General features: G+C 70.0%; 22 protein-coding genes. 10 read left to right on the top strand and 12 right to left on the bottom strand.

The window, feature by feature from the left end; translation table 11 throughout:
* Window position 1: 1 nt before the first annotated feature.
* Together G6N60_RS01555 and G6N60_RS01550 are read right to left on the bottom strand one after the other, a co-directional pair.
* Window positions 2-1,297, bottom strand: coding sequence for an aspartate aminotransferase family protein (locus tag G6N60_RS01555; RefSeq protein WP_163731565.1), 1,296 nt, complete (start codon window positions 1,295-1,297; stop codon window positions 2-4).
* A 21-nt stretch (window positions 1,298-1,318) separates the two neighbouring features.
* Window positions 1,319-2,566 carry an aminotransferase class III-fold pyridoxal phosphate-dependent enzyme gene (locus tag G6N60_RS01550; RefSeq protein WP_163731562.1) on the bottom strand — a complete coding sequence of 416 codons (1,248 nt, stop codon included), beginning with the start codon at window positions 2,564-2,566 and terminating at the stop codon, window positions 1,319-1,321.
* Window positions 2,567-2,669: 103 nt separating this feature from the next.
* Here G6N60_RS01550 and G6N60_RS01545 point away from each other — a divergent pair, with 103 nt between their 5' ends.
* The 4 genes from G6N60_RS01545 (at window position 2,670) to G6N60_RS01530 (ending at window position 7,987) form a co-directional block, all read left to right on the top strand.
* Window positions 2,670-3,884: a cysteine desulfurase-like protein gene (locus G6N60_RS01545; RefSeq protein WP_197746909.1), complete on the top strand. Its 1,215-nt coding sequence runs from the start codon at window positions 2,670-2,672 to the stop codon at window positions 3,882-3,884.
* Between the two features lie 220 nt (window positions 3,885-4,104).
* The gene (locus G6N60_RS01540; RefSeq protein ID WP_246240185.1) at window positions 4,105-4,638 is read left to right on the top strand and encodes a MarR family transcriptional regulator; all 534 of its coding nucleotides are present in this window, start codon (window positions 4,105-4,107) and stop codon (window positions 4,636-4,638) included.
* A complete protein-coding gene (locus G6N60_RS01535; protein WP_163731556.1) occupies window positions 4,635-5,069 on the top strand; it encodes an MmpS family transport accessory protein in 435 nt (144 codons plus the stop codon). Before G6N60_RS01540 ends, G6N60_RS01535 begins: the two co-directional genes overlap by 4 nt.
* Window positions 5,066-7,987 (top strand): MMPL/RND family transporter, encoded by a 2,922-nt coding sequence (locus tag G6N60_RS01530; protein WP_163731553.1) that lies wholly within the window; start codon window positions 5,066-5,068, stop codon window positions 7,985-7,987. Before G6N60_RS01535 ends, G6N60_RS01530 begins: the two co-directional genes overlap by 4 nt.
* A 63-nt stretch (window positions 7,988-8,050) precedes the next feature.
* Here the strand turns inward: G6N60_RS01530 and G6N60_RS01525 are convergent, their stop codons facing one another.
* Entirely contained in the window at window positions 8,051-8,941 is an 891-nt protein-coding gene (locus G6N60_RS01525; RefSeq protein ID WP_246240183.1) for a cutinase family protein, read from the bottom strand.
* Window positions 8,942-9,257: 316 nt separating this feature from the next.
* Here G6N60_RS01525 and G6N60_RS01520 point away from each other — a divergent pair, with 316 nt between their 5' ends.
* Both G6N60_RS01520 and G6N60_RS01515 read left to right on the top strand, forming a co-directional pair.
* Entirely contained in the window at window positions 9,258-9,512 is a 255-nt protein-coding gene (locus G6N60_RS01520) for a hypothetical protein (protein WP_163731550.1), read from the top strand.
* A 17-nt stretch (window positions 9,513-9,529) separates the two neighbouring features.
* The gene (locus tag G6N60_RS01515) at window positions 9,530-9,820 is read left to right on the top strand and encodes a hypothetical protein (RefSeq protein WP_246240180.1); all 291 of its coding nucleotides are present in this window, start codon (window positions 9,530-9,532) and stop codon (window positions 9,818-9,820) included.
* Window positions 9,821-9,881: 61 nt separating this feature from the next.
* On the opposite strand, the gene G6N60_RS01510 is transcribed toward G6N60_RS01515, so the two are convergent.
* From G6N60_RS01510 to G6N60_RS01500, 3 genes are all read right to left on the bottom strand, one after another.
* Window positions 9,882-10,532 (bottom strand): TetR/AcrR family transcriptional regulator, encoded by a 651-nt coding sequence (locus tag G6N60_RS01510; protein WP_163731547.1) that lies wholly within the window; start codon window positions 10,530-10,532, stop codon window positions 9,882-9,884.
* Window positions 10,533-10,650: 118 nt separating this feature from the next.
* Window positions 10,651-12,012, bottom strand: coding sequence for a S1C family serine protease (locus G6N60_RS01505; RefSeq protein ID WP_163731545.1), 1,362 nt, complete (start codon window positions 12,010-12,012; stop codon window positions 10,651-10,653).
* A 120-nt stretch (window positions 12,013-12,132) separates the two neighbouring features.
* Window positions 12,133-13,305 (bottom strand): ROK family transcriptional regulator, encoded by a 1,173-nt coding sequence (locus G6N60_RS01500; RefSeq protein ID WP_179969623.1) that lies wholly within the window; start codon window positions 13,303-13,305, stop codon window positions 12,133-12,135.
* A 53-nt stretch (window positions 13,306-13,358) separates the two neighbouring features.
* Between G6N60_RS01500 and G6N60_RS01495 the strand changes: the two genes are divergently transcribed.
* The 3 genes from G6N60_RS01495 to G6N60_RS01485 all read left to right on the top strand — a co-directional run bounded on the left by G6N60_RS01495 (window position 13,359) and on the right by G6N60_RS01485 (window position 16,492).
* On the top strand, window positions 13,359-14,543 hold the full coding sequence (locus tag G6N60_RS01495) for an MFS transporter (RefSeq protein ID WP_372511002.1): 1,185 nt from the start codon (window positions 13,359-13,361) through the stop codon (window positions 14,541-14,543).
* A gap of 87 nt (window positions 14,544-14,630) precedes the next feature.
* The gene (locus G6N60_RS01490) at window positions 14,631-15,275 is read left to right on the top strand and encodes a GntR family transcriptional regulator (RefSeq protein ID WP_163731542.1); all 645 of its coding nucleotides are present in this window, start codon (window positions 14,631-14,633) and stop codon (window positions 15,273-15,275) included.
* The gene (locus tag G6N60_RS01485) at window positions 15,272-16,492 is read left to right on the top strand and encodes an MFS transporter (protein ID WP_163731539.1); all 1,221 of its coding nucleotides are present in this window, start codon (window positions 15,272-15,274) and stop codon (window positions 16,490-16,492) included. The genes G6N60_RS01490 and G6N60_RS01485 overlap by 4 nt, the downstream gene beginning before the upstream one ends.
* Here G6N60_RS01485 and G6N60_RS01480 read toward each other — a convergent pair.
* From G6N60_RS01480 to G6N60_RS01460, 5 genes are all read right to left on the bottom strand, one after another.
* Window positions 16,489-16,965 carry an NUDIX hydrolase gene (locus G6N60_RS01480; protein ID WP_163731536.1) on the bottom strand — a complete coding sequence of 159 codons (477 nt, stop codon included), beginning with the start codon at window positions 16,963-16,965 and terminating at the stop codon, window positions 16,489-16,491. The two genes, G6N60_RS01485 and G6N60_RS01480, sit on opposite strands and share 4 nt — an antisense overlap.
* A gap of 17 nt (window positions 16,966-16,982) precedes the next feature.
* Entirely contained in the window at window positions 16,983-17,699 is a 717-nt protein-coding gene (locus G6N60_RS01475) for an NUDIX hydrolase (RefSeq protein ID WP_163731533.1), read from the bottom strand.
* 28 nt (window positions 17,700-17,727) lie between these two features.
* Complete coding sequence (gene fdhA, locus G6N60_RS01470; RefSeq protein WP_163731528.1) at window positions 17,728-18,945, bottom strand: formaldehyde dehydrogenase, glutathione-independent; 1,218 nt, start codon at window positions 18,943-18,945, stop codon at window positions 17,728-17,730.
* A 147-nt stretch (window positions 18,946-19,092) separates the two neighbouring features.
* Entirely contained in the window at window positions 19,093-19,923 is an 831-nt protein-coding gene (locus tag G6N60_RS01465) for an LLM class F420-dependent oxidoreductase (RefSeq protein WP_163731523.1), read from the bottom strand.
* Between the two features lie 44 nt (window positions 19,924-19,967).
* Window positions 19,968-21,215: an MFS transporter gene (locus G6N60_RS01460; RefSeq protein ID WP_163731520.1), complete on the bottom strand. Its 1,248-nt coding sequence runs from the start codon at window positions 21,213-21,215 to the stop codon at window positions 19,968-19,970.
* Between the two features lie 295 nt (window positions 21,216-21,510).
* On the opposite strand from G6N60_RS01460, the gene G6N60_RS01455 reads away from it, so the two are divergent.
* Complete coding sequence (locus G6N60_RS01455) at window positions 21,511-23,496, top strand: MFS transporter (RefSeq protein WP_163731517.1); 1,986 nt, start codon at window positions 21,511-21,513, stop codon at window positions 23,494-23,496.
* Here the strand turns inward: G6N60_RS01455 and G6N60_RS01450 are convergent.
* The gene (locus tag G6N60_RS01450) at window positions 23,479-24,618 is read right to left on the bottom strand and encodes a glycoside hydrolase 5 family protein (RefSeq protein ID WP_163743267.1); all 1,140 of its coding nucleotides are present in this window, start codon (window positions 24,616-24,618) and stop codon (window positions 23,479-23,481) included. The two genes, G6N60_RS01455 and G6N60_RS01450, sit on opposite strands and share 18 nt — an antisense overlap.
* Between the last annotated feature and the right edge of the window lie 18 nt (window positions 24,619-24,636).

The raw sequence follows: 24,636 nt of genomic DNA, 5'->3' as shown, positions 1-24,636 counted from the left end.
GTCAGAGGCAGAAGGCCAGGGCATCGTCGAGGATGTCAAGTCCTGCAAGGAGATCCGGCTCGTCGATGGTGAGCGGCGGGGCGATGCGGAGGATTCCGCCCATGCCCGGCAGCTGCACGATGTTCATGTGCAGCCCCCGTTCCAGGCAGGCGGCGGTGACCTTGGCGCCGAGTGCGTCGGCGGGCGCCTTGCTCTTCTTGTCCGAGACCAGCTCGATGCCCTGCAGCAGACCGCGGCCGCGGACGTCGCCGACCTGCTCGTAACGGTCGCGCAGACCGCTCAGCCGCTCCGCGAGCGTAGCTCCGAGACGACGCGCCCGCTCGACGAGCCCGTCGCGCTCGACGACGGTCAGCACCGTCAGTGCCACGGCCGCCGCCAGCGGGTCCGAGACGTGCGTGGTGAAGAAGAGGAAACCCCGCTCGTGGCAGACACTCTCGATCTCGTCGGTGGTGACGACGGCCGCTACGGGCAGACCGGCGCCGAGGGTCTTCGACAGCGTCAGCAGATCGGGCACCACGCCGTCACGTTCGAAGGCGTACATGGTGCCCGTGCGGCCGATCCCGGTCTGGGCCTCGTCGACCACGAGCAGCATGCCGCGCTCGACGCACATTCCCTTCAGCCTGCGCAGGTAGCCGGGCGGCGGTTCGATGATGCCGCCCGAGGACAGGATCGGCTCGACGAGGCAGGCCGCCAGGCTGCCCGACGACTGCGCGTCGACCGCGGCGAACCCGTACTCGAGTTCGGTCTCCCAGTCGTAGGTCCCGTCGGCCCGGCGGAAGGGCGAACGGTACGCGTTGGGCGTGGGCAGCGTCAGGTTGCCCGGCATCGGCGGCCCGTAGCCGCGGCGCCCCGCGCTGAACGTCGCGGCGGCCGCGCCCGACGTCATGCCGTGCCACGACCGGTCGAACGAGACGATTTCGTACCTGCCCGTGTAGAGCTTGGCCATCTTGATGGCGGCCTCGTTGGACTCCGCGCCGGTGGTCAGCAGCAGCGTCTTCGTCAACGGATCCGGCAGGGTCGCCGCGAGTCGCGTCGCGAGGTCCACCACCGGCTCGCTGAGCATGCCGCTGTACAGGTGGTCCAGCGAGGCCACCGCCCCCGACACCGTCGCGACGACATCCGCGTGGGAGTGTCCGAGCACCGAGCTCATCTGGCCGGAGGTGAAGTCCAGGATCGCGTTTCCGTCGGTGTCGTATACGTGACTTCCGTTGGCGCGCCTGATGATTCGCGGTACGAAGACGGCGCCGTAGCGCACCACGTGCCGGTCGGCTTCCTTCCAGAACTGCTCGCTGTCCACCGGGTGATTATGCGTCGCCGGTCAGAAGAAACGCTTGGCCACCTCGGCGAAGGCGCCATCGGTGGCCACCAGCACCGCGTCGACGTCGGCCTCGGTGAGTGCGGTGGACATGAACCCGTTGTGCTTGGGGTGGACGTAGACACCGCGAGCAGCGCATTCTGCCGACCAGGCCATGGTGAACTCGTGGTCGGTCTCGCCGGCGAACGACAGGTACGGCATGGTCACCGGGCCCGTGATGGTGACGGGCAGCGCGTAGGAGGCGGCCTGCTCGCGCAGCCCCGCGACGTACTGGTCACCGCGGGCGAACATGTGGGCCACCCCGTCCTCCTCCTCGAGGAGGGTGATCGACGTCAAGGCCGCGACCATGGGGACCGCGGAGAACCAGAAGGTTCCCGTGACGAAGAACGAGCCCGCCGACTCCCGAAGACGTTCGGCGCCAAGCACGGCCGCGATCGGGTAGCCGTTGCCGATGGCCTTGCTCCACGACGACAGGTCGGGGCGCACACCGTACTGCTCCCAGCTGCCGCCGAAGGACATCCGGAATCCGGTGCGCACCTCGTCGAGGATGAGCACCGCGCCGCTGTCGTCGCAGATGCGCCGAAGTCCTTGCGCAAAGGCCGGATCCACCATCTCGAGATCAGAGCCGGCGGGGTCGTGCCGGAACGGGGCCACGATGATTCCGGCCAGGTCACCCGCGTGCTCGGCGACGAGCTTCTCGACGCTCGCCAGGTCGTTGTACGTGTAGTACGCCAGGCCGGCGCGGTCCGACGCCAGCACACCGGTCTTGTCGGGGTTACACCAGGGCAGCGCCCCGTGGTAGGTGCCCTCCTCGACCAGGATGGTGCCGCGTCCGGTGTGCGCCCTGGCGATCGTGAGGCACAGCGTGGTGACGTCGGAGCCGTTCTTGGCGAACATCGCCCAGTCGGCGTGCTCGACGACGTCGACGAGTTTCTCGGCGAGCGCGACGAAGTGCTCGGACGGACCGTTGGCCGTATCGCAGATCCGGCGCTGGCGCTCGACCGCCTCCTCGATCTTGGGATGCTGGTAACCGTGGATGATCGGGCCCCACGAACACAGCAGGTCGATGTACTCGTGACCGTCGGCGTCCCACATCCGCGAGCCCGCCGTGCGCGACACGAACTGCGGTGCGCCAGGCCATAACCCGGTGGCGATCTGGTGGCCGTACATGCCATTGGGAACGACCTGCTGAGCCCGCTGCAGCAGAGCGTCCGAGACGGGATGGGTAGGGGTGATGATCGTCGACGTCATGGCGCGCCTTTTCGTGGAGGAGCATCCAGGTGGCGTCGTTGTCAGGGATGTTCGAACCAGACTTACAGACCGGGAGACCGCGGGCAAGTGGGAGAATCCGGCGGTGACCGAGCCCTTCGACGTCGTCAACATCCGCCGCTGCTTTCCCGCGCTCGACGACGGCACGGCCTTCTTCGACGGCCCGGGCGGCTCGCAGACGCCCACCGCGGTCGCCGACGCGATCCGCGACACCCTGCTGCGGCCGCTGTCCAACCGCGGCACCGTCACCGCCGCGGCGCGCCACGCCGAGGCCGTGGTCGAAGGGTGCCGGCGCGCCCTCGGCGACATCCTCGGTGCCGACCCCGCCGGGGTGATCTTCGGCCGCAGCATGACCGCGCTCACCTTCGACCTGTCGAGAACGCTTGCCGCCCAATGGGATCCCGGCGACGAGGTCGTGGTGACGCGACTCGACCACGACGCCAACGTTCGCCCGTGGGTCCTGGCCGCCGAGGCGGCGGGCGCCGTCGTGAGGTGGGTGGACTTCGATCCGGCGACCTCCGAGCTCACCGTCGACGACGTCGCCGCCCAACTCGGCCCGCGCACCCGGCTCGTCGCCGTCACCGCCGCGTCGAACCTGATCGGCACGATGCCCGACGTGCGGGCCATCGCCGATCGTGTACACGCCGTCGGCGCCCTGCTGTACGTGGACGGGGTGCACTACACCGCGCATGCGGTGGTCGACGTCGCCGACCTCGGCGCCGACTTCTTCGCGTGCTCGCCCTACAAGTTCCTCGGCCCGCACTGCGGCGTGGTGGCGGCCCGGCCCGACGTGCTGGCCGACCTGCGGCCTGCGAAGCTGCTGCCCGCCACCGACGACGTGCCCGAGCGCTTCGAACTCGGCACCCTGCCGTACGAACTGATGGCCGGCACGACTGCCGCCGTCGACTTCCTGGCCGGCCTGACGGGGCGGACCGGCAACCGCCGCGACCGACTCGTCGCGGGCCTGCACGCGCTGGAGCGCCACGAGGACGCGCTGCGCCAGCGCATCGAGGCAGGCCTCACCGAGCTACCGGGAGTGACGGTCCACTCGAAGGCCCGCCGACGCACGCCCACGCTCCTGCTCACCTTCGCCGGGCATGACGCCGCAACCGTCAGCGCCGCACTCGCCGAGCGCGGGGTGAACGCGCCGGCCGGGTCGTTCTACGCCTACGAGGCGTCGCGCGTGCTCGGGCTCGGCAGTGCCGGTGGCCTGCGCATCGGCTTGGCGCCGTACGACGACGCCGACGACGTCGACCGCCTGCTCGAGGCGCTGGCCGATCAACTCGGCCGAACTACATAGCCCGTCCTATGCAATCAGGCTGCGGTCGCCGAATACCCTTGCACGGCAGACCATTCCGCGACTCATCCAATCGGCCTCGGCACCGCCGACCGGCGGCGCACACCCCGGAACCGGGCAGATGACGGCCGGATATTAGCTCAGACCCCCGATCGACGCGCTAGCGACACGTCGTGGCCGTGTTCGACTAGCTACTACATAGGTCGCGTGATATATGTACCGGGTGAAAGATCGGGCGGTCGAGCGCGACGTCAGCGAGTGCGTCGGCGAGCTCCTCGACCAGGCCATGGATCTGACCGCCCGCTTCCTCACCGATCGCGCCGAGATGAGCGCCTCCGCCGGGTACGCGGTGAACCGGGTGTGCCGCGAGGGGCCGCTGCGGCTCACCACGCTGGCCGCCAAGGAAGGCATCAGCCAGCCGTCGATGACGCAGCTGATCAAACGGCTCGAGCGCCAGGACCTGGTGACCAGGCTCGCCGACCCGGAAGACGGGCGCGCCGCGCTCATCGGCATCACCCGCCGTGGCCAGGAGGTGATCGACGAGCGCAAGCGCCTGCGTCGGGAACGCCTGACCGAGCTGATGGGGACGTTGACCCCGGAAGAGGAGAACGCGCTGTGGCTGGCCGCCCGCGTCGCGTTCCCGGTCCTTCGGCGACTCATCACGAACGCGGAGCTGCCGATGGACGACGCCATGGACACGACCATGGACACGGCGGTCGAGGCGCAGTCGGCTGAACAGCGAAAGGTGTTGGGGTGAAGCGTATTCCGTTTCGTCGGATCAGCAAGACGATCTGGATTCCCGTGGTCTTGATCGTCGTGCTGGCCATCTCGGGGCTCGTCGTCAGCAGGCTGCACCGGCAGTTCGCCTCCCAGGACCTCAACGCCAACGCCGGGGCGGGCATCGAGATCGTGCAGTTCAACCCCAAGATCATGATCTACGACGTGACCGGCACGGGCACCGCGCAGATCAGCTACTTCGACCCGGACGCGAACGTGCACCTCGTCACCGTGCCCCTGCCGTGGTCGATCACCCTGTCGACGACGTTGCCGACCGTCAGCGGCAGCCTCATGGCCCAGACCACCGGCGATCAGATTGGATGCAAAGTCACCGTGAACGGAGTCGTGCGTGAGCAACAGTCGGCCGACGGGATCAACGCCCAGACCTACTGCCTGGTGAAGTCCGCATGACGCACGCGACGCCCCCGGACTCCCCGGCCGCTCCGACCGAGACCACCGAGCACCCGAGGCGGCCGTACTTCCCGCATCTGATCCGCGTGCTGTCGATCCCGATCGTGCTGTTCTGGATCGTCGTCGCGGTCATCGTGAACGTCATCGCGCCTCAGCTGGAGGTCGTCGGCGAGCTGCACTCGGCCCCGATGGCCCCCGAGGACGCGCCGTCGATGACGGCCATGAAGCTCATGGGCGGCAACTTCAAGGAGTTCAACTCGAACTCGACGGTGATGGTGGTCATCGAGGGTCAGCAACCGCTGCAGCAGAGCGCGCACGACTACTACAACGCGATCCTCAAGAAGCTCTACGACAATCCCCAACACATCCAGCACATCCAGGACTTCTGGGGTGACACCCTCACCGCGGCCGGCGCCCAGAGCACCGACGGCAAAGCCGCCTACGTGATGATCAACCTCGCCGGCGAACAGGGACAGACCGAGGCCAACGAGGGCGTCGACCAAGTCCGCAAGGCCATCGCGGATACCAAGGCCCCGCCGGGCGTGCAGGCCTACGTCGCCGGACCGGCCGCGCTGACCGACGACCTGCACGTCATCGGCAACGCCAGCTTGGCGTCGATCACGGTGATCACCCTGTTGGCGATCGCCATCATGCTGCTGATCGTCTACCGGTCGATCCGCACGACGCTGGTGCAGCTCTTCCTGACGTTCGTCGGCCTGCTGACGGCGCGCGGCGTGGTGTCGGTGCTGTCCATGCACGACGTCTTCGGCCTGACGACGTTCGCCGGCAACATCCTGACGATGCTGGCGATCGCCGCGGCGACCGACTACGGCATCTTCATCTTCGGCCGCTACAAGGAAGATCGCGGGTTGGGCCAGGACCGAGAGGAGGCCTACTACGCGACGTTCAAGTCGGTCGCCCCGGTCATCGTCGGCTCGGGTCTGACGATCGCGGGCGCCACCTACTGCCTGAGCTTCTGCCGGCTGCCGTACTTCGCCACGATGGGCGCACCCGTCGCGATCGGCATGGTCGTGGTGGTGATGTCCGCGGTCACGCTGGGTCCGGCCGTGCTGTTCCTCGGCAGCAAGATCGGGCTGTACGAATCGAAACGTCCTGTCCGGAGCCACTTCTGGCGCAAGGTGGGCACGGCGGTGGTCCGGTGGCCCGCCCCGATCTTCGTGGTCAGCCTGTTCATCGTGCTGATCGGCATCGTCGCGATCCCCGGCTACAAGCCCGCCTACAACGACCAGTACTACCTACCGGCCAACGCGCCCACCAACATTGGGTTCGCAGCCGCCGACCGGCACTTCAGCCAGGCCAGGATGAACCCCGACATCCTGATGGTCAACGCCGACCACGACATGCGCAATCCCGCGGACATGCTGGTGCTCAACGCCGTCGCCCGCAACGTCATGCACACCGAGGGCATCGCAATGGTGCAGAGCATCACCCGCCCGCTCGGCATCCCGATCCAGCACAGCTCGATCCCGTTCCAGACGTCCATCCAGGGCCAGACCAGCAACATGAACCTGCCCTTTCAGCGGGATCAGCTGGCCAACTCGCTCAAGACCGTCGACGCGATGAACGTCTCGATCGACATCCTGGAGAAGCAGTACCAGCTCTCCCTCGAGCAGACCCGTCTCACCCAAGAGTCGGACAAGAAGTCCCAGGATCTGCTGGCGAGCACCGAGGCACTGCGCGATCACATCGCGGACTTCGACGACGAGTTCAGGCCCCTGCGCGCCTACTTCTACTGGGAGCCGCACTGCTTCGACATCCCGATGTGCTTCGCCATCAGGTCGCTCTTCGACTCACTCGACGGCATCGATCAGACGACGGAGCTCACTGGCGAGGTCCAGGTGAACACCGACAAGCTCGCCGACATCGCGCCGAAGCTGACGGCGCTGCTGCCGCAGACGCTGGCGTCGATGAAGACCAGCCGGGATCTGGCGCTGGCGACCTACAACTCGCAGAAGGCGCTCTACGACCAGCAGCAGGCCTCCAACGACACGGCGCTGGCGATGGGCGCTGCGTTCGACAACGCCAAGAACGACGACCTGTTCTTCCTGCCCCCGGAGGCGTTCACCAACCCCGACTTCGAGCGCGGTCTCAAGATGTTCCTGTCCCCGGACGGCAAGTCCGCGCGCATGTTCATCACCCACGAGACCGACCCCGCGACGGTCGAGGGCATCAACCGGGTGAACAACGAACGCAAGGCCGCGCAGGAGGCCTTGAAGATGTCGTCGCTCTCCGACGCCAAGATCTACCTCGGTGGCGTGGCCGCGACCTATCGGGACATGGCCGACGGCGCCAAGTACGACCTGCTGATCGCCGTGGTGTCGGCGCTGACGCTGATCTTCATGATCATGCTGATCCTGACCAGAGCCGCCGTGGCCGCACTGGTCATCGTGACGACGGCAGCCAGCTCGATCGCCGCGTCGTTCGGCATCTCGGTACTGCTCTGGCAGGACCTGTTCGGCATGCCCGTGCACTGGCTGGTCATGCTGATGTCGGTCATCATCCTGTTGGCCGTCGGGTCGGACTACAACCTGCTGCTGGTGTCACGGTTCAAGGACGAGATCCACGCGGGCCTCAAGACCGGCATCATCCGCTCGATGGCGGGCACCGGTGGCGTCGTGACCTCGGCCGGACTGGTGTTCGCGGCGACCATGGCCGGAATGATGGGCAGCAGCCTGATCGTGTTGGCCCAGATGGGATCGACGATCGCGATCGGCCTGCTGGTGGACACCTTCATCGTGCGGTCGCTGCTGATGCCGTCGATCGCCACGCTGCTCGGCCGGTGGTTCTGGTGGCCGCAGGTGGTCTACCCCCGCGGTGACCATCACTTCCGCAAGTCCACGCCACCGTCTCCGCCGAGCGACGAGAGTGACACCGCTCCGGTGCCGGTCTCGAACTAGCACCGCACGGCGAACGGCGCCCGACCCCACGGTCGGGCGCCGTTCCCGTTTGGACGGTGTGACTCAGGAACCGTGCGTGCTGAGCGTCAGGGCGGTCGACGGCTCGGTGTTGGCGCCCGCGGACATCGCCAGCTGGTACAGCGGCGCCACCCAGGCGTGCGGGCCGCTGACCGTCGGCGCGTACGACGTGTGGATCGCCAGCGTCGCCGGCGTCAACTCGGTGTCGGAGTCGTAGTCGCAGACCGGATCGTGGACGTCGCAGACGCTCACCGTCTTGGCGCCCATCGCCGGCGGCAGCGTCGAGGTGGGGGCCGAGGCCAGGAAGGAATGCTCCTGCGCGACGCCCTTGCCCGCGTCGGGCACCGATGCGTCTGAAGAGGAGACAGCCGAGGCAGTCGAGGCCAGGGTGGCCGGGGACGGGGTGGCCGTCGTTCCCATGTCGATCGTGGTGTCGCCGGGCAGGCGGTCGCCGTCGGCGACGAGCAGTACGGCCGCGACGTTCGGGGCGTCCGCCAGGCTGGCCAGGTTGCGGTGGACGACCATGGCGCCCTGCGAGTAGCCGGCGAGGACGACCTTGGTGGCGGGGCACGCCTTGGTGAACGCCGTGTACTGCTTGGCGGTCGCCGCGGTGCCCGCCTTGACGCTGTCCATGAAGCCCATCCACCCGCCGAGACCGCCGTCCAGCGGGACCGGCGCGGCCGGGTACTGCACGGCTTCGGCGTCGATGGTCAGCCCGCTGGCCGCCAGCTCGTCGCGCAGCTGCAGATACGACTGGTACACCACGCCGCCCATGCCGCCGTTGGTCGCGAGGCCGGCGGCGTCGCGCTGACCCGACCCGGCGGCTCCGATCCAGTGGTAGTCGGCGCACTCCGCGGCGGCCGATGCGGTGGCGGTGCCCAGCCCACTCAGCGTGAGGCCGGCGATCAGCACGGCCCATCCCAGACGACGAATCACGGCGCTCTTCCTCCCATTTCTCTTCCCGGTGATCGTCCTCAGGCGCATCATGCGTTACAGCAACCGATCGGCGAGGCGCACGCAGACGAGGCCGACGGTGGCCGAACCGCGCCGAGGTGGACGAGCGGGTCCGCTGCCGAGCGGCGCCGTCAAGCCGGTTCTCGGGCGGCGGATCGGGCCGTCAACAGCAGCTTTCCTGCGCCGACCGCGACGGGAGATGCCCCCCACTTCGCCTTGACGGCAAGTCTGAATGGACGATAGAGTTCAGTTCGCACCAGATTCTCAGCGAATTCCCTCGTAAAGACAGGACTGCTCCATGAAAAGTCGGTTTCCACGCCGCGTCGCAGCGGGCCTCGGCGTCGCCGCCGTCATCTCCATGGGCGCGCTGACCGCGTGTGGTGGCAGCGGATCCAATGGGCCCTCCAGCACGACGACGACGACCACCACCACCCCGCCGAGCGTCTCGCCCACCGAGAAGAGCATCAACCCCACCGGTGGCAACCTTTTCACGCCGCCCGTGAAGGCGACGCCCGCCCCCACCGCCATCCCTGGCACCCACAACAACAACTGACCGCTGAGACGGTAGAGATGGGACCCACCATGCACAGTCGGTACACCCGCCGCGTCGCAGCGGGCCTCGGCGTTGCGGCCGTGATCTCGATGGGGACGCTGACCGCGTGCGGCGGCAGCGGATCCAACGGGCCGTCCAGCACCGAGACCACGACGACGACGACCGCGACGACCTCCGCCTCGACGCCCGCGCCGAGCGTGTCGCCCACCGAGAAGAACATCAACCCGAGCGGCGGCAACTCGTTCAGCCCGGCCATCAAGGCTCCGCCGGCGCCGACGGGCATGCCGGGTACCAACCACACCGGCTAAACGGCATCGACGACCGAAGCGGGTCAGTCTCCGGACTGGCCCGCTTCGTCGTATCCGGGGGTCAGTCCGCGATCTCGGCGGTGTCGGAGCGGAACATCATGATGTGCCCGATCGCGGAGTTGAGCGCGGTCTGCATGAGCCGGGGATCGTGCGCGGTCTGGGACAGGAGGTAACCGCCCTCGACGGCCGCGAGGAGACCGGTCGCCAGCGCGGGCCCGTCGACGTCGGCGACCAGGACCCCGGCGTTCCGCATCCGCTCGAGCGCGGCGGCCAAGATGTCGCGCCACTCGGCGAAGTGCTCGGCCAGGGAGATGCGGGCGCGGTCGTCGCTGTCGGACAGCTCGGCGGCCAGCGATCCCAGCTCGCAACCCCACAGTCCGCGCCGCAGCGTGCAGCGCTGGACCATGGCGTCGCGCCACTGGTACAGCCCGCGGAAGGAGTCGACCTTCTCGAGCCGCAATCGCTGCCAGGACAGGATCTCGTCGGCCCGCAGGGTGATGACGTCGTAGACCAGGTCGGTCTTGTCGTCGAAGTGTTGGTAGAACTGCGACTTGCTGGTGGCGCTGGCGGCGAGCACCTCGTCGATCGTCGTCGCCGCGACGCCACGGATGTGCATGAGTTCGGCGGCGGCCAGCACGATCCGATTCCTGGTGGCCACACCGCGTGAGGTCAGCTTTGGACGCGGCGCATCATCGTGGTGCGGCGGCGTCATCGTCCAACTGTAGCCCCTACTTGGACTGTGAAGTCCAAGTAGGGGCATGACGTTTGGAGCAATTGCACAGGCGGTGGGCACGGTCGCCGCGACCGCGCCCACCGCCCGAGATCGGAACCTACTGCTGGGCCGTCCCGAGAGTGACCTGCGCGGTCTGGCTCGCACCCGCAGGGTCCCGGTAGGTCAGCTGCACCTGGTCACCCGGCGCCCTCGACCGCACGGCGGCGACCAAGCCTTCGGCGCTATCGATCACGTGATCGTCCACTTTCGTGACGACCGCGCCGTCGGGCACCCCGGCCGCCGCGGCCGGGCCACCGCCGACCACCTGCGCGATGGCCGCGCCGGGTGCGGTGGAGTCGTTGCTCAGGGTCACCCCGAGCGATGCGTGGGTCGCCGTGCCCGTCGTAGCCAGCTCGTCGGCGATCCGCTTGGCCTGGTCGACCGGTATGGCGAAGCCCAGCCCGATCGAACCGCTCTGGCCGCCGGACGGGCCGCCACCGCCGCCGAGGGACGCGATGGCCGAGTTCACCCCGATCAGCTGCCCCTGCATGTCGACCAGGGCGCCGCCGGAGTTGCCGGGGTTGATGGCCGCGTCGGTCTGGATCGCGTCGAGCACCGTGCTCTGGTTCGATCCCTCACCCGCGGTGGAGACGGGCCGGTCCAGTGCGCTCACGATGCCCGTCGTGACCGTGCCCTGCAGGCCCAGCGGCGAGCCGATGGCCACCACGTTCTGGCCGACCTTCAGGTCCTTCGACGAGCCGAGCGTGATCGGGGTCAGCCCGGTCAGACCCTGGGCCCGCACGACGGCGATGTCGCTGGAGGGGTCGGCGCCGACCACGGTGAAGGGCGCGGTCCGCCCGTCGGAGAGCGTGACCGTCGCCTGCGCGGCCTGCGTCCCCGGGACGTCCTGCGCGCTCGGCGCGGCCTGATCACCCGGCCCGTCGGCCCCCGCCGGCGCCCCGTTCAACGCGGCCACCACGTGGTTGTTGGTCAGGATCAGCCCGTTCGGGTCGAGGACGACGCCCGAGCCCTCCTCGCTCTGGCCGCCCATGGAGATCTGTAGCTTCACGACACTGGGCAGCACCTTCGCGGCGACCTGTTCCACGGTGCCGTTGGGGACGTTGGCCGTGGACGGGGCCGCCACGACGGGTACGGGCTGTCCCGGTGCGGTCGCGACGGCATGGGCGAGTTCGCCTGCGGCGGAATGATCTTGCTGCGAGGTCAGTGCGACCGCCCCCGCGCCCGCCGACACGACGGCAATGGCGGCTGCGCTCGCCAGCACGATGCCGGTACGAGAACGCTTGCGCTGCTTGGTGATGACCTCGGTGGCCGCGTCAGCCGGGTACTGCGGCTGCGCGGCATAGCGCCAGTCGTAGGGGTATTGGTAGGCGTTGGGACCCTGATGGGGCGGAAGTGGTTGCCTGCCATGCTGACTCGCATACTGGCTCGGTCGTTGCGGGTAGCGCGGGTGGTTCGTCATGTCCTGGCGTCGTTCTTTCTCTCGTCGGGCAGCAACGGTGTGTCTCCCACCGTCCATTCGCCGTCTGAGAGGCGACTGAGAGCCAGTTCGGCACTGTCCAAGACTTTTGGCCCGGCACCGTCAGGAGGTCGATACCCGCCGCGCCCAGTCGGCGAGCGCTGCCTCGGTGGTGACGTGGTCGAGCGCCAACGCGGCCGCGCCGCGCAACGGGCCGTCGTCACCGTGGACGCCGTCGTGCACCGGCGGCGCCGACGCCTTGCGGAAGGACATCAGGCCGTCGCGGTAACCGTCGGCGAAGGCCTCGGGGGCCGCGGCACGCAGGGGCACGGCCAGTCCGCCGAGGGTGACGACGTCGGGATCGTGCAGGTTGACCAGACCGCCGATGCCCGCCCCCAGGGCGGCCGCCACCGCGGTGAGCGCCGCCGTCGTCCGTTCGTCGGCGGGGCGACTTAGCACCTCGTGGGCGTAGCCGACCGGATCGGTCGGTGGCGACTCGGCGAGGTGGCGGGCCAGCGCGCGGCCGTCGATCGAGAGGTCCCAGCACCCGCGCGCGCCGCACGGGCACACCAGCCGCCGGTCGCCGAAGGGCACGTGCCCATACTCGCCCGCCGCCCCGTGCGCACCGGTGACCGGTTCACCGTCGACGACGAGCGTGCCGCCGAGACCGACGGCGACGAGGAGGTGCAGCGCGGTGCCCGCCCCGCGCGCGGCGCCCGAGCGCGCCTCGGCCAGACCCGCCAGCGTCGCGTCGTTGCCGAGCAGCAGCGGCAGGCCCGCCGACACCCCCGACAGGTCGACGTCGGTCCAGCCGCGCGTGGTGAACTGCACCAGCCGCGCGTCGCTGACCGTGCCCGCCACCGAGAGTCCCATGGCGCCAACACGATTGGCGTACCGCGCCTGCACCGCACCGGTGGCCTCGGCCAACTCGGCGAGCAGTCGCGCCGGCGTGGACGCGCCGCTGCGGGCCTGCGCCACCACCGCGGGCTCGCCGTCGACCCCGACCACTGCCAGCCGCCAGTCGCCCGCCCGCAGTTCGGCTGCGAGCACCAGGGGTCCGTCGGGGTGGGCGCCGAGGACGGTCGTCGGGCGGCCGCGGCCCGACGCCGGCGCCGGGGTCTCGTCGAGCAGGCGCGCCCTGCGCAATCGGGCCACCAGGTCGGCGGCCCCGCCGCTGCCGATGCCGAGCCGTTGCGCGGCCGCCGCGCGGGTGATGCCCGGCTCGGCGCGGATGACGCCGATCAACTGCGCGGCGCCCAACCATCGATGCTGCGCCGGCTTCGACTCCCTGCTCATCGCCCGCCATGATCGCACTTGGATAAACTCACCGGCTGAGTATATTGATCGTGGTGACCTCCATAGCCTCCGTCGCACCGGTCCGCAGCCCGCTGCGGCCCCAGCTGCCGGGTCTGCTGTCGCTGGCCCTGGCGTCGTGCCTGGCGGTCACCACCGAGATGCTGCCCGTCGGACTGCTGCCGGCCATCGGCGCGTCGTTCGGCGTGGCGAACTCGAGCACCGGACTGCTGGTGAGCCTCTACGCCGTCCTGGTGGCCGCGCTCGCCGTGCCCATGACCCACGCGACCGCTCGCTTCGCCCGCAAGCCCCTGCTTCTGACCACGCTGTGCTGCTATGCCCTGAGCAATCTGCTGGTCAGCGTGGCCCCGACGTTCGCCGTGGTAGCGGCGGGCCGCGGGCTCGGTGGGCTCACCCACGCCCTGTTCTTCTCCCTCTGCATCGGCTACGTGCCCCGGCTGGTCACCGGCGCACAGGTGGGCCGGGCCCTGGCGATCGCCACCGGCGGGGCCAGCGCCGGTCTCATCGTGGGCGTCCCGCTGGCCACGTCGGTCGGGACGGCCCTCGGCTGGCGGGCGTCGTTCGGTGCGCTCGCCGCCCTCTCGGTGCTCACCCTTGTACTGGTCGCCAAGGTGCTGCCGGGCGTGTCCAATGCCGCGCCGACGCCGGTATACCAAAAACGCAGCGGCAGAACGCAACTCGTCGCGGTGGTGTCGTCCAACGCGCTGACCTACCTTGGCCAGTTCACTCTCTACACGTTCGTGAGCGTGCTCTTCCTGGCCGCCGGCGCGCGGCCGGAATTCGTCGGGCCGCTGCTGCTGCTGTGCGGGATCTGCGGGCTGGCCGGACTCGGCTACGCGGCGGGCATGGTGGACCGTCGCCCGCGCCGCACGACGTTCGCGTTGCTGACGACGGCGATTGCCGCCGTCCTGGCCGTCGGCGTCGGCTTCCCGCTGCTGGTGCCGGTGATCGTGGCCGCGGCGGTGTGGAACGGCGCGTTCGGCGGCGTGGCGTCGGTCTTCCAGGCGGCCGCCGTCCGCACCCACGCCGTCAATCCCGAGCTCGCGGGCGCCTGGGTCAACGCCAGCGCGAACACCGGCATCGCCGGCGGCGCGGCGATCGGAGCCGGGTTCCTGCCGCTGATCGGACTCGGCGGACTGCCGTGGGTGTGCGCCGCCGTGCTCGGCCTCGGCCTGGCGACGAGCATGCTCGCCCGACGGGCGTTCCCGTCGCACCTCTGACCGCACCTCGACGGCCATCGCACCGGACCAGCGTGATGCCCGTCGCACTTGCATGCAAGCTTGCATGCATAGACGTAGGCTGGTCGGGTGAGCGTCGACCAGAAGTCCAGTAGCGAACACGCCTACCGGGTGACCAAGGAGCAGATCCTGACCGGGCAGGCCCGTGGCGGGCAACTGCTCAGCGAAGTGGAGACCGCCGCGCGGCTAGGCGTCAGCCGCACGCCCGTGCACGAAGCGTTCCTGCGTCTGGCCGCCGAGGACCTCCTCGAGTTGCAGCCCCGCCGGGGCGCCGTGGTGATCCCCGCCTCCGTGCAGGACGCCTCCGATCTGCTCGAGATGCGACTGGCCCTGGAGACCGCGGCGGTCCGACGGGTGTGCCGCACCCCGGCGACGGCGGAGTCCCTGTTCGACGAACTGACCGAGTTGGTCACCCGACAGCGCGAGGTGGCCGCGGCCCGCGACCACGAGCGGTTCGCGGCGGCCGACGACGCCTTCCACCGCAGGATCGTCGACGTCGCGGGCAACGCGATCGGCCGGCGCTTCTACGGCTCGCTCAGCGACCGGCAGCGGCGCATGATGGCCGATGCGGCCCAACGGGATTCGGCCCGGCTTGCCTCGATGACCGACGAACACGAACACCTCGCGGCCGCCATCCTCGCGCGCGACGTGCACGCCTTCGAGACGGCCCTGCTGGCCCATCTCGAGTCCACCTACCGGGTGGTGCTCGGATGACGACCAACACCGAGACCGCCGCTGCCGTGCGCCCGTGGGTCGCCGTGGCACTCGCCGTCGGCTGCATCGGCTGGGGCGGAAACCAGTTCACCCCGCTGCTCATCGCCTACACCCAGCAGTCCGGCTACAGCCGCGTCGACGTCGACGTCCTGCTCGGCGCCTACGTGCTCGGACTCATTCCCGGCCTCCTGCTCGCCTCGGTGCTCTCCGACCGGCACGGCAGGCGCCGCGTGCTGCTGGCCGGCCTCGTCAGCTCGCTGCTGGGCAGCGTCATCCTCGCCGCCGGCGACGTCCTCGGCTTCTCGGCACTGTTCGCCGGCCGGCTGCTCAGCGGTCTGGCCGTCGGCATCGCGATGGCCGTCGGCTCGGCCTGGATCACCGAGCTCTCGCGCCCGCCGCACGACGACGCCTCGCCGGGGGCCGGCGCGAGGCGTGCGTCGATCTGCCTGTCGGTCGGCCTGGCGCTCGGACCGCTCTTCGCCGGTCTGCTCGCGGCGCTGGCGCCCCTCCCGCTGGTGCTCGCGTACGTACTGCACGCGGCGCTCTGCCTGCCCGCCATCTGGGTCGTGCACCGCTACTCCGTCGAGACGCGGGAGGGCCGCGGCGGCGGGACCATCCTGCAGGGTCTGCGCGTTCCCGCGGCCGCCCACCGCCGCTTCGTGCACGTCGTGATTCCCATGGCGCCGTGGATCTTTGGGTCGGCGGCCATCGCGTACGCGATCATCCCGGCTCTCGTCGCCGACGAGCTCGGCCGCTGGGCGCTGCCGTACACCGCAGGCCTGACGGTTCTGACCCTGGTGTGCGGGGTGCTGGTCCAACCCATCGCGAGGCGTCTCGACGACCACTCCAGTGCCAGGGCGATCGTCGTGTCGATGGTGCTGATGGCCTGCGGCGTGTTCGCCGCCGTGGCCACCGCGGTCACTCGGTCGGTCCTCTTGGCGCTGGTGGTTGCGATGCTCCTGGGCTGCGCCTACGGCATCGCCATCGTGTCCGGACTGCTCGAGATTCAGCGCATCGCCGATCCCGACGAGCTCGCCGGCATCTCGGGTGTCTACTACTCCCTGGCCTACCTGGGCTTCCTGCTGCCCGCCGTGCTCGCCGCGCTGGCGCACTACTTTAGCTATCCGGTGATGCTGACCGCGGTGGGGCTGCTGGCGCTGGTGTGCTCGATCTGCTGTGCGACGGGCTGGTCCAAGCACCTGGCACCGACCACCTAGCTCGCGTCGAATACCGTTGCCGCCGTGGGGTTCTCGTCACAGGCGCGGGCGATGCGGTTGCCCATGTCGGTCGACATGGGCGGCAGCGCGGTCAGGTCGAACCAGCCCGCCGCGGTGCTCTCGTCGTCGGCGGCGAACGGTTCACCGGCGACCCACTCCATCGCGAACACGTGGTCCAGATACTGGGCGTGATCGCCGTTGACGTGCACGACCGGCGCCGAGACGTGCACCCACGCCAGGCGTCGGGCCACCGCGTGCACGCCGCTCTCCTCCAGCACCTCCCGGACCGCGCAGTCGGCGGGGTTCTCCCCCGGTTCGACGATGCCCGTCACCGGTGTCCACGCCCCGCTGTCGGCGCGGCGCACCAGCAGCACGTGACCGTCGCGCACGACGACGGCGGTCGCGCCGGGCAGCCACAGCGGTGCGTGCCCCACCTGCCTGCGCAGCGCGACGATGAACTCCGGGATCGGCACGGGCCCAATCTAGCGGGCTACCGCCAGGCGAAGACCGGTTGCTCCAACTGGTCCACCGGATCGTGGCGACCCTCCAGACACCACCAGCGCACCTGCAGCAGCACCGCACCCGTCGGAGCGTGAATCAGGTCGTGCCCCAACGGGATCTGCACGACGGGGCGCGGACTCTCCGGGATGGTGAGGAAGCGCGGTGAGTCCTCGCGCTGCAGTTCGTGCAGGCCCACCCGGTAGGCGGCCACGACCTCGGCCGGCGCGGGACGGGGGTCGAGCCTGCCCCCACCCCACAGCACCACCGGGGTGATGACGTACCCCGACCGCGTCGGGTAGTCGTCGAGCAGACCGAGTACCGCCTCCTCGCCGAGCGCGATGCCCAGTTCCTCGTCGAGTTCGCGCAGCGCCGCGTCGACGACGGTCTCGCCCTCGTCGATGCGGCCACCGGGGAGCGCCCACTGCGCGGCGTGCGCGCGGAGCCGCATTGCCCTGCGGCACAACAGGAATGCCGCACCACCCGAGACGCCGACCATGCGACCGTCCAGGCCCGGCTCCATCGGCCTGCCGTCGATCCACTCGTCGACGGGGGCCGGGTCGACCCGATCCTCGCCGGGATCGGAGTCGACGAGCACCACCGCGACGGCCGCGCGCCGCTTGGTCGGGTCGATCACCTCGCGTCGCGGGTGCTCGGCCAGCCGCTCCCGGATCCGGTCACGCAGCGCGTCGTCGTAGCTGATGGTCACCGCTCGACCATAGGCGAGCGGTCCCGCGTCAGCCCGCGGGCACCATGCCGTGCGGGTCCAGGACGAACTTCTGCGCGACGCCCGAGTCGAATTCGGCGTATCCGCGCGGCGCGTCGTCGAGGGTGATCACCGTGGCGTTGACCGCGTCGGCGATGTGCGCCTTGTCGTGCAGGATGCTCATCATCAACCCGCGGTTGTACTTGAGCACCGGGCACTGGCCGGTGAAGAAGCTGTGACTCTTGGCCCAGCCGAGGCCCAACCGGACCTTGAGGGTGCCCTCCTTGGCGTCGTCGTCACCGGCGCCGGGATCGCCCGTGACGTACAGACCGGGAATGCCGAGCGCACCGCCGGCCCGCGTCAGGCTCATGATCGAGTTGAGGACGGCGGCGGGCTGCTCACCCGCCTGGTGGCCGTGACCGCTGGCCTCGAAGCCGACCGCGTCGACGGCGCAGTCGACCTCGTTCGTGCCGAGGATCTCGGCGATCTGATCCTCCAGCGCGGCGTCGGCGCCGACGTCGACGGTCTCGCACCCGAACGACTCGGCCTGCTTGAGCCGCTCGGCGTTGAGGTCACCGACGATCACGACCGCGGCGCCCAGCAGTTGCGCCGAGTACGCCGCCGCGAGCCCGACCGGCCCGGCACCCGCGACGTAGACCGTCGACCCCGTGGTGACGCCCGCGGTCTTCGCCCCGTGATAGCCCGTCGGAAAGATGTCCGACAGCATGGTGAGGTCGCGGATCTTGGCCAGCGCAGCGTCGCGGTCGGGGAACTTCAGCAGGTTGAAGTCCGCGAAGGGCACCATGACGTAGTCGGCCTGGCCGCCGAGCCAGCCACCCATGTCGACGTAGCCGTAGGCCGAGCCGGCGCGGGCCGGGTTGACGTTGAGGCACACGCCCGTCGCTTGCTCGCGACAGTTGCGGCACCGGCCGCACGCGATGTTGAACGGCACCGTGCAGAGGTCACCGATCTCCAGGAACTGGACGTCGGAACCCTTTTCGACGACCTCGCCGGTGATCTCGTGCCCGAGGGTCTGCCCGATCGGTGCCGTCGTGCGGCCGCGCACCATGTGTTGATCGGAGCCGCAGATGTTCGTCGACACGCACTTGAGGATGACGCCGTGGTCGGCCTTGCGGCTCATGCCCATGGCGCTGGCGACTTCGGCGGGCACTTCCAGTTTGGGGTAGTCGATGGTCTCGACGGCCACTTTCCCTGGGCCCTTGTAGACCACGATCCGGTTGCCAGACATGACGTTTCCCAACCGGACTCGCGGTGACCGCAGCAGGCTCTCCGTTGGGCCCGCGCGTCCTGGGATCGAGCCTAGGCACGTCGGCCCCACTTCAGTGGGCCTTCGGCGAGGCTCCGCCAAAACCTCGCCGTTGGGTGGGCTTTCGGCTCAGCCGCGGTACGTCGCGACGGCCTCGGCGTACTCGTCGAGCAGCCGCAGCGACTCGTCGCGGGGCTTGGTGGGCAGCATCAGCGCGGCCTGGCCGAAGCCCAACTCCTCGAGGGTGCGCCAGTAGTCGGGATCCTGCGGCGTGCCGAACGTCGCCAACCGGACGTCGTGGCCCAGGCCGTCGCGCATCTGCTCGATGCGCTTGCTCAGCCGTTCGGCCGGAAGCGGATTCGCGATCCAGCCCGCATCGTGGCGCACGACGCGCTTGACCGTGGCGTCGGAGTCGCCGCCGACGAAGATCGGCGGATGCGGCTGCTGCACCGGCTTCGGCCGCTGGTAGGCGGGATCGAAGTCGACGAACTTCCCGTGGTACTCGGCGGGTTCGGTCGTCCACAGCGCCTTGATCGCCTCGATGCGCTCGTCGAGCAGGGCGCCGCGGGTCTTCGGGTCGGTGCCGTGGTCGCGCAGCTCCTCGAGGTTCCAGCCGGCGCCGACGCCGAAGCCGAAGCGACCGCCGGAGATCAGGTCGATGCTCGCGGTCTCCTTGGCGGTGATGATCGGGTCGCGCTGGATCAGTAGGGCGATGCCGGTGATCAGCTCGATCGTCGACGTGACCGCGGCGGCCGCGGCGAGCGTCACGAAGGGATCCAGGGTCCGGTAGTACATGTCGGGCAGTTCCCCGCCGCCGGGGTAGGCCGACTCCCGGCTGACCGGGATGTGGGTGTGCTCGGCGATCACGAGCGACGCGAAGCCCCGCTCCTCGATGGCCGTGGCGAGGGACACCGTGTCGATGCCGTCGTCTGTGACGAACGTGGAGATTCCGAATTTCATGAGCCTCACCTTGTCGACGTCTCGGATGGGAACACCACTGCCCACTATTCTCCGATCGGTTGCGCGACACGCCGCCGGCTCCTCAACCGGCTGGTCGCCCACACGGCGAACGACGCTGCCGACAGCGCGATCCCGGCGATCGCGATGCCGTGCCAACCCCACCGACCGTGCAGGACGCCCGCGAGCGCCGACCCGAGCGCACCGCCGCCGAACACGCCACCCATGTAGACGGTGTTGATCCTGGCGCGGGCATCGGGGCGGAGCTGATAGATCTCGCGCTGGCTCAACACCTGATGGGCCGTCATGCCGACGTCGAGCAGCACCGCCGCGACCCCGAGGGCGACCACGCTGTCCGCACCCCAGCCGGCCACGACCATCGCGGCCGTCGCAATGAGCAGGGCGACTCCGCTCGCCAGGCGGTCGCCGCGGTCGGCGATGCGGCCCGCGACCGGTGACGCCACCACCCCGACCGCCCCGACGAGGGCGAACAGCCCGACCTGCGTCTGGTCGAAGTGGTGCACGGCGATCAGCTGGTAGGCGATGCCCGTCCAGAACGCGCTGAACGAGGCGAACAGCAAGGCCTGGCACAGCGCCCGCCTGCGCAGCGCGGGCTGGGTGCGCACCAGGTCCCACACCGACGCCATCAGGCTCGCGTAGCCGGTGGTGTGGTCGGGCCTGCGGGCGGGCAACACCCGCGCCAGCACGACCGACATCACCAGCACCAGACCCGCGGAGATGAAGAAGATGGCCCGCCAGCCCCACGCGGCCGCGGCGAAGCTGGACATGGTGCGCGCCAACAGGATTCCCAACAGCAGACCGCTGCCCACCCAGCCGACGATGCGGCCCCGGCTGGCCTCGGGGGCGAGGTGCGCCGCGAACGGAATCAGAATCTGGGCCACCACCGAGGTAAGGCCGACGAACACCGACGCCACCAGGAAGACGCCGAGGTGCTGCGCCGTCCCCGCAGCCACCAGCGCCACCGCCGTCACCACGAGCAGCCCCGACGTCAATCGACGGTTCTCCACCAGATCGCCCATCGGCAGCAGCAGGACCAGACCGATCGCGTAGCCGATCTGCACCAGCGTCACCGCCGCCGTCGCGGCCGACTGGCTGGTGTGGAACGAGTCGGCGAGCAGGTCGAGGATCGGCTGCGCGAAGTAGATGTTCGCGACGGCGAGCCCGCATGCGGTGGCGAGTATCACGGTCACCAGCCCGAGTCGCACCTGCGGCGTGGGTGGCGCCGCCGCGTCGGCATCGGGGGTCGGCGGGGCGGGAACGGTATGTCGTTGCATCACAGGCACTTTGGCTTGGCCAGCTCAGATCGCCGTGGCGGAGCACCTCGCGTACGGGGTTCGTCACCGGGAAGGCGCCATCGCTGGGAGGCGCGACCCCACGCTGGGCCGCACCGCGAACGTTTAGCTAGGGTCACTATAGGTTGGGCCGGGATCGATGGTGCTTCGGGCGCGAACAGCCACTCGCGAAGACCGTCCGTGCGGGAATTGATTCCGCCGAGCAGAAGTTGGAGGCACGTGTGCCCGCCCCGATCCCGACGTCCATCCGGCTGACCGACGGCATCGGGGTCGGCTAATGCGTCAGGGGCCCCTCGCCGGGCGCTACTTCGCGGTGGCCGCCATGGTCACCCTCGCACTCATCCCGTACCTCGCGCTGTCCGCCGCGATCGATCCGCTCGTCCCGATCATCACCGAACAGCTCGGCACCACCGCCCAGACCATGAGCCTGGGCTCCGGGCTCGGCAACGCGGCCTACGCCGTCGGCACCGTGCTCGCCGTCCAATTCGCCCAGCACCTTCCGCAACGCCGGATGCTGCTGGCGTACGCCGTGGTGCTCGCGGTCGGTTCGATCCTCTCCGCGGCCGCGGTGAACGCGCCGATGTTCATCGGCGGCCACGTCCTGCAGGGGCTGGCCACCAGCATGCTGCTGATCGCCGCCGCCCCGCCGCTGACGATCGGCTTCCCGAAGGACAAGCTGCGCAACACCGCCGTGATCATGAACATGTGCGTGTTCGGCGCGGTCGCGCTCGGCCCGTTCCTCGGCGGGGTGCAGGCCGAGGCCCACGCATGGCGGCCGCTGTTCTGGATCATCGCCGGCGTCGCCGTGCTCGCGCTGGTGATGGCGGCGCTGACGTTCGAGGACGCCCCGCCCGCCGACCTCGACGCGCCGCGCGATCTGCGGGCCATCGGGATGGCGGCCGTCGGCTGCGCGGCCGCCTTCGTCGGCGCCTCCCAGCTCACGACCCACGGGTTCGACGACCTCATGGTGACCGTGCCGATGTTCGGTGGCCTGGCGCTCATCGTGGGGCTCGTCGTCTACCAGTTCCGGGCCAGCCGCCCGCTGCTGACCGTGCGCACGCTGCTCACCAGCGCCATCCCGGTCGCCGGAGTCGGCGTCGCACTGTTCGCGGCGGCGTCCTCGGTCGCGGCGACCGCGCTGACGGCGAACGTGCTGCTGCAGAGCTACAGCCCGGTGCACGTCGGGATGCTGTACCTGCCCGAGCTCGCCGGCGCCGTCATCATGGCCGGGGTGTTCGGCATCGTCATCACCCGGCGGGCCATGCACTACCTGCCCCTGGTCGGCATGGTCCTGCTGGCGGTCGGCATCGCGGTGTTCAAGGTGGCCCTGCCCACCAATCAGCCGCTGCTGCTGCTCGCGTCGCTGCTCACCGGTCTGGCCCTCGGCGCGACCGTCGCCCCGGCCCTCTTCGTCGCGGGTTTCTCGCTGCGGTCCAACAGCCTGCAGCGGGTCTTCGCGATCATCGAGCTGTTCCGCGCGGTCGCCGCGTTCATGGTCGCGCCGATCCTGGCCCACTACGCCGCGACGGTCTCGACCGACCTCACCAGGGGTACCGACGACGCACTCTGGATCGGCCTGGGCCTCGCGGTGGGCGGCGCGCTGTTCGGCGTGGCGATCTACGCGCTCAGCGGCGCCCGGCCGCAGCGACCCGATCTCGACCAGTTCCTCGACGGCGACGACCCCGCGTGGTACTCCCCACCGCTTGTGGCGCGACTGCGGCCGGGCCTGCCGTCGCGCACCCCCGCCGCTCCCGTGTTCGCGCCGACGCCGGCCTCCGATCTCGACGGGACGCCCGGTCCGACCGGTGTCGTGCTCATCGCCTACGACGGTTCCGACCTCGCGGCGTCCGCGATCGGGCGGGCCGCCGCTCAGCTCGCGCCGCGGCGCGACGCGCTGGTCGTCTGCGTGTGGCAGCCCGTCGACGTCGGGTTCACCCCGGTCGACGCGACGCACTTCGACGCCGACCGCGCCGTCGAGGTCAAGCAGGCCGCCGAGCGGACCGCTGCGCGCGGTGCCGAGCTGGCCGAGCAGGCCGGTTTCAACGCCAGGAGCATCGCGGTCGAGGCGTCGCCGACGTGGCAGGGCATCGTCGAGGCCGCCGAGGACCACGAGGCGAGCATCATCGTGCTGGGTCCCCATCGGCGCGACGGGCTGCTGGGCCATCTGCAGGGCAGCGTCGCCGCCGCCGTCGTCGCGCATTCGGCCACCCCGGTACTGATCGTTCCCGAGCAGTCCGTCGGGCACCTACTTCGCACGCAGTAGCGGTGTCACGCCGCGCAGGGTCTTGACCTCGCTGTCGCGGTACGGCCGCCCGTCGGGCTGCAGCAGATCGCTGAACCACTGTGCGGGCGTGGGGTTCGGATGGTCCCAGGAATCCCACGGCAGGTAGGTCTGGGTCTTGCCCGCGACCAGACCCCAGTTGAACGCCCCGACGCCGTGCCGTACGGCCACCGGCAGGACCCCCTCGACGCTGCTGCCCAGCGTTCTGGCTAGGTACTCGGTGCACAGGATCGGGCGCTGCAGCGGCGCGAGCTCGGCGATGCGGCCCTCGAAGGCCACCGGGTCGGCGTAGGAGTGGAACGAGACGACGTCGGACTGGTCCAGCTGGATGCTTGCGATGGCGCTGCGCCGCGCCGGGTCGGCCCACGCGCCCTGCCAGACCGCACTGGTCAGCGGTTGCACCGGATCGACCGCGCGGGCCCAGTCGAAGACCTGCGGCAGGAGGTCCTCGACGAGCCGGATCTTGTCGGGCCGCTCGACCGCGCGGTACACGTCGGCGGGATTGTCCGGTTCGTTCCACAGGTCCCACCCGAGGATCCGGGCGTCACCGCGGAACTGGGTCAGCACCCCGGTCACGTAGTCCTTCAGCACGGCGCGGTAGCCCGGGTCGCCGAGACGATCGGCACCGGGACTCTGCACCCAGCCCGAGTTGTGCACGCCGGGCACCGGCGCGTGCTGCGGGCCGGCCTTCGGGTGCGGATCCCAGCAGGAGTCGAAGAACACGAACAGCGGCTTGATGGCGTACCGGGCCGCGATCGTCGTGAACTGCAGCAGCCTGCGCAGGAATCCGCGTCTGTCCTGGGTCCACAGCAGATCGTGCAGGAACACGCGCACCGCGTTGAACCCCAGGCGGTGCGCCATGCCCAGTTCGATGTCGATGCGTTGCGGGTCGTAGGTGGCGGGCTGAAACATCTCGAGCTGATTGACGGCGCTGGCCGGGATGTAGTTGACGCCGAGGAGCCGGGGTTGCGCCCGGTACCACGCGTTGGCCTGCTCGACCGACCAGCGGGCCCGCCCCTCCGCCGCCGCTGCCCGCGGCGCGCCCGCCAGCGCCGCCGCACCGGTGAGCGCCAACGGCAGCTTGAGCGCGGTCCGTCTCGGCACGGCCGGCTCGCAGCCGGG

Origin of the sequence: Mycolicibacterium madagascariense (assembly GCF_010729665.1) — a bacterium.
GTDB lineage: Bacteria > Actinomycetota > Actinomycetes > Mycobacteriales > Mycobacteriaceae > Mycobacterium > Mycobacterium madagascariense.
This window is presented reverse-complemented; position numbering and strand designations above follow the sequence as displayed.